This is a genomic window from Pelomonas sp. KK5 (assembly GCF_001984095.1).
Taxonomy (GTDB): Bacteria; Pseudomonadota; Gammaproteobacteria; order Burkholderiales; family Burkholderiaceae_C; genus KK5.
Window position 1 is genome coordinate 1 of record NZ_LYVQ01000367.1, and the last position, 3887, is coordinate 3887.

General features: G+C 69.8%; 2 protein-coding genes. Both read right to left on the reverse strand.

Features of this window, described 5'->3' with window-relative positions; genetic code table 11:
• Positions 1-111: 111 nt before the first annotated feature.
• On the reverse strand, positions 112-1314 hold the full coding sequence (locus tag B0W88_RS30380; RefSeq protein ID WP_083749172.1) for a helix-turn-helix domain-containing protein: 1203 nt from the start codon (positions 1312-1314) through the stop codon (positions 112-114).
• A gap of 98 nt (positions 1315-1412) precedes the next feature.
• Positions 1413-3887 (reverse strand): ATPase, T2SS/T4P/T4SS family (locus tag B0W88_RS30385; protein WP_369973966.1); only part of this gene is annotated, 2475 nt, incomplete at its 5' end.

Below are 3887 nucleotides of genomic sequence, written 5' to 3' on the forward strand. Positions count from 1 at the left end.
ATCTCGGAGAGCACCGCCGGCGCGATCTTGCAGCCGCAGCCGCCGCCGTGGGAGAGGGAACTGAGCCGGGGCTCTTCGGTGGAGCAGGAGGAGGTCGAGGAGGTCGTCGTATCAGCCATGCGGCGATGATACGAGGCCTCCGCTCTTCAGCTTGCGATAGAGGGTGCTGCGGCCGATGCCCAGCTGGCGCGCCGCCAGCGAGAGGTTGCCGCCGCAGGTGTTCAGCGCCGCCTGGATGGTCTTCATCTCGTTGTCGCGCAGCGAGAGCACGGCGGTGCCGTGGCTCGCCCGTGTGAGCACCAGCGGGTCGGACGGGGCGATGTGCAGCAGCGGGGCCGGCGCGGTGTCCGACGGTTCCTCGTGGGCGACGATGGAGCCGCCGCTCATGCGGTTGATGCTCAGCTTGGCGAACACGTGGACCGGCTCCGCGTGGTGCCCGGTGCGCAGCGCCAGCACCACGTGGCCGTGCTGGCGCGACAGGTCGGCCAGCGCACCCAGCGTGACGCCGAACAGGCTCTGCACGCTCTCGCGGCGCAGGTGCGGCGCGGCGGCGCCGAGCAGCTCCAGCGCGCGCCGGTTGGCGCCCAGCACGCCGCCGGATTCATCCAGCGCCAGCACGCATTCGTTGAGCGTGCCCAGGCCGGCCGCCTGGGCATGGAAGTGCAGGCGCAGGCTGTGGCGGAACTTGTCGGCGAACCACTGGGTCTCGATCAGCCGGGCGGCCATGCCGGCCAGGGCCAGCGTGTGCGGGTGGTAGGAGCGGCGGTCGCCGGAGACGTCGATGACACCCAGCAGCGCGCCCTTGTGGTCGAAGATCGGGGCGGCCGAGCAGGTCAGGAAGTGCATGGCCTTCAGGAAGTGCTCCTGGCCGTGGACGAGGGTGGGGCGCTCGGTCATCAGCGCGGTGCCGATGGCGTTGGTGCCCTTGCGTGCCTCGGACCACAGCGCCCCGGGGGCCAGCGCCACCGTCTGCGCCTTCTGCAGGAAGCCGGCATCGCCCAGCGCATGCAGCACGACGCCGCTGGCATCGGTCAGCAGCACCATGCTCTGCGCGTGGGCGAGCTGCTCGTGCAGCATCTCCATCACCGGCAGCGCCTGGGCGCACAGGCGCGTGTTGCGATGCTGCAGCTCCTGCAGCGCGGCGGGATCGAGGCGGCTGAGGTCGGCGGCATGCTGGGGCAGCAGGCCGAACGCGAGGCTGCGTTCGTGCGAGCTCAGGATGGTCTGCTGATGGACGTCCTGTGCCGTGGTCGGGACTGGCCCGGGCCGGTAGCTGTTGGGCAACTCCAATGCCGTCTCCCTCGCTCGATTCATGTTGGTTTACTCGACAGACTATCTGTGAAGCGGGGCCAACTGGCAAGGGGGCTCGGGCAATCTTCACCCCGCCCGAGGGCAGGGTTTCTGGCAGGTGCTCAGGCGTTGCTGGTGGCGCGCACCTCGGCCATCGAGGTGAGGCCCTGCAGCACCTTGACGATGCCGTCCTGGCGCAGCGTGCGCATGCCTTCCTCCAGCCCGGTGTGGAGCAGTTCCTCGGCGCGGGCGCCGGTCTGGATCTGGCGGCGCAGCTTGCGGGTGACGACCAGCAGTTCGTGCAGGCCCAGGCGGCCGCGGTAGCCGCTGCCGCCGCATTCGCCGCAGCCGGGGCTGTGGTGGTGCAGCAGGCGGCCGTTCTGGCCGTGGCGGGCCACCCAGCCGGCCAGCAGGGTGTCGCGCTCGGGGCGCTCGTCGCCGGGGAAGGAGTTGATGTAGTCGTCCAGCACCTCGGCCTGCATCGCGGCCGGCATCGGCTCGCTCTTCCTGCAGGCGCCGCAGAGCTTGCGCACCAGGCGCTGCGCCAGCACGGCCAGCAGCGAGTCGGCGAAGTTGAACGGGTCCATGCCCATGTCCAGCAGGCGGGTGACGGTCTCGGGCGCGCTGTTGGTGTGCAGCGTGGACATCACCATGTGGCCGGTCAGCGAAGCCTCGATGGCGATCTCGGCGGTCTCCTTGTCGCGGATCTCGCCGACCATGATCACGTCCGGGTCGGCGCGCAGGAAGGCGCGCAGCGCCTTGGCGAAGGTCCAGTCGATGCGCGGGTTGACCTGCACCTGGCGCAGGCCGTGCTGGGTGATCTCGACCGGGTCCTCGGCCGTCCAGATCTTGCGCTCGGGCGTGTTGATCTCGGCCAGCGCGGAGTGCAGGGTCGTCGTCTTGCCGGAGCCGGTCGGCCCCACGCACAGCACCATGCCGTACGGCCGCTCGATCGCCTGGCGCAGCGCGGCGAGGTTGGCCTCGGACAGGTTCAGCCGCTCCAGCGGGATCGGGCGCGCCGAGGACAGGATGCGCATCACCACGTCCTCCAGCCCGTTGTTGGTCGGGATGGTGGCCACGCGCAGCTCCAGCCGGTGCTGGGCCGAGTACTTGGCGAAGTTGATCTTGCCGTCCTGCGGCTTGCGGCGCTCCGAGATGTCGAGGTCGCACATGATCTTGATGCGCGCGATCATGGCGTTGCGGTAGGTGTGCGGCAGCTCCAGGTAGTTCTGCAGCGCGCCGTCGCGGCGGAAGCGGATCCTGAGCTTCTCGCGGCCCGGGTGGGTCTCGATATGGATGTCGGAGACGCCCTGCTGGTAGGCGTCGATGATGGTGGTGTTGATCAGCCGCACCAGCGAGTTGTCGCTCTGCTCGATCTGCGGCTCGTCCTCGCGGACGTTGCGTTCCTGACTGTCGCGCTCCAGCGATTCGATCAGCTTGTCGGCCTTGTCCAGCGAGAACTCGGGCGTGAAGTCGGGCAGCATCAGCTCGTGGCTGATCTTCTCGCCGCCGAAGCGCTCGTAGGCGCGCGGGATGGCGAACTGCAGCGTGCCGATCTTGGTGAGCGTGGGCGTGATCTTGAGCTGGGAGATGAACTCGGCCTCGTCGATGGCGACGCGCCGGGTCGGGTCTTCCATCGCCACGACGAGGCGGCCCTCGCGCACCACCAGCGGCAGGATCTCCAGCCGCCGCGCCACCGCCTGGGGCAGCTTGGCGATGGCGTCGGGCTCGACCGGGAAGGTCTCCACGTCCACCAGCGGATAGCCCATCTTGCGGGCCAGCGCCGACTGCAGCTGCTGGCGCGTGACGATGCCCTTGCGCACCAGCAGCTCGCCCAGCGGCACCGTGCGGTCCTCGCGCTGCTGCTCCAGCGCCTGCGCCAGCTGCGCCTCGGAGATCAGGTCCAGTGCCAGCAGCGCCTCGCCGATGCGCACCATCGGCATCTTGGCCTGCTGGGCGATCGCGTGCATCAGCTGGTCGGCGCTGACCACCTGGCGGGCGACGAGGATGTCTCCGACGCGGCGGTGGCGCATGTCGTTCTGCTCGGTGGCCGCGGCCTCGATCTGCTCGGCCGTGGCCGCATGCTCCTTCACCAGCACGTCGCCGATGCGCTCGCCGATGTCGAAGTGCGCCAGCACCTCGCGCGGGATGAACACGCGCAGCACCGCGTCGTGGATGTCGGAGATCGGCGGGAACAGGAACAGGCCGAGCTCGTTCTCCTGGTGGCCGATCGTCGTGCCCTTCATCTCGCCGCCGCCCTTGAACTGCAGCTTGAAGTCCAGGCGCGGGCGCTGGTCGAGGCTGCTGTCGGGGCCCTGCAGGCCTTCGGCCCGCGGCGCGGCGTTGATCGGGCGCAGCAGCTTCAGCGCGCGGAACTGGTTGAACCTCAGCGCCATCGCGCTGCGCGCCGGCGGCACGTTGATCTGCACCACGCGCTCGTGCGGGGCCATCAGGATCACATGGCCGCTGCTGCGGCTGTTGTTCAGGCCGAGGATCTCGCAGGGCTCGGCGCCGGTCTGCTCCTGCGCGCGCGGGTAGGCCGCATAGGGCGGCGAGGGCCACTGGAAATCTTCAGGCGCTTCGGGCCCGTCCAGGTC

Coding starts and splice junctions, on each gene's coding strand:
- B0W88_RS30380 (WP_083749172.1), bottom strand. CDS start 1,314: ATGAATCGAGCGAGGGAGACGGCATTGGAGTTGCCCAACAGCTACCGG.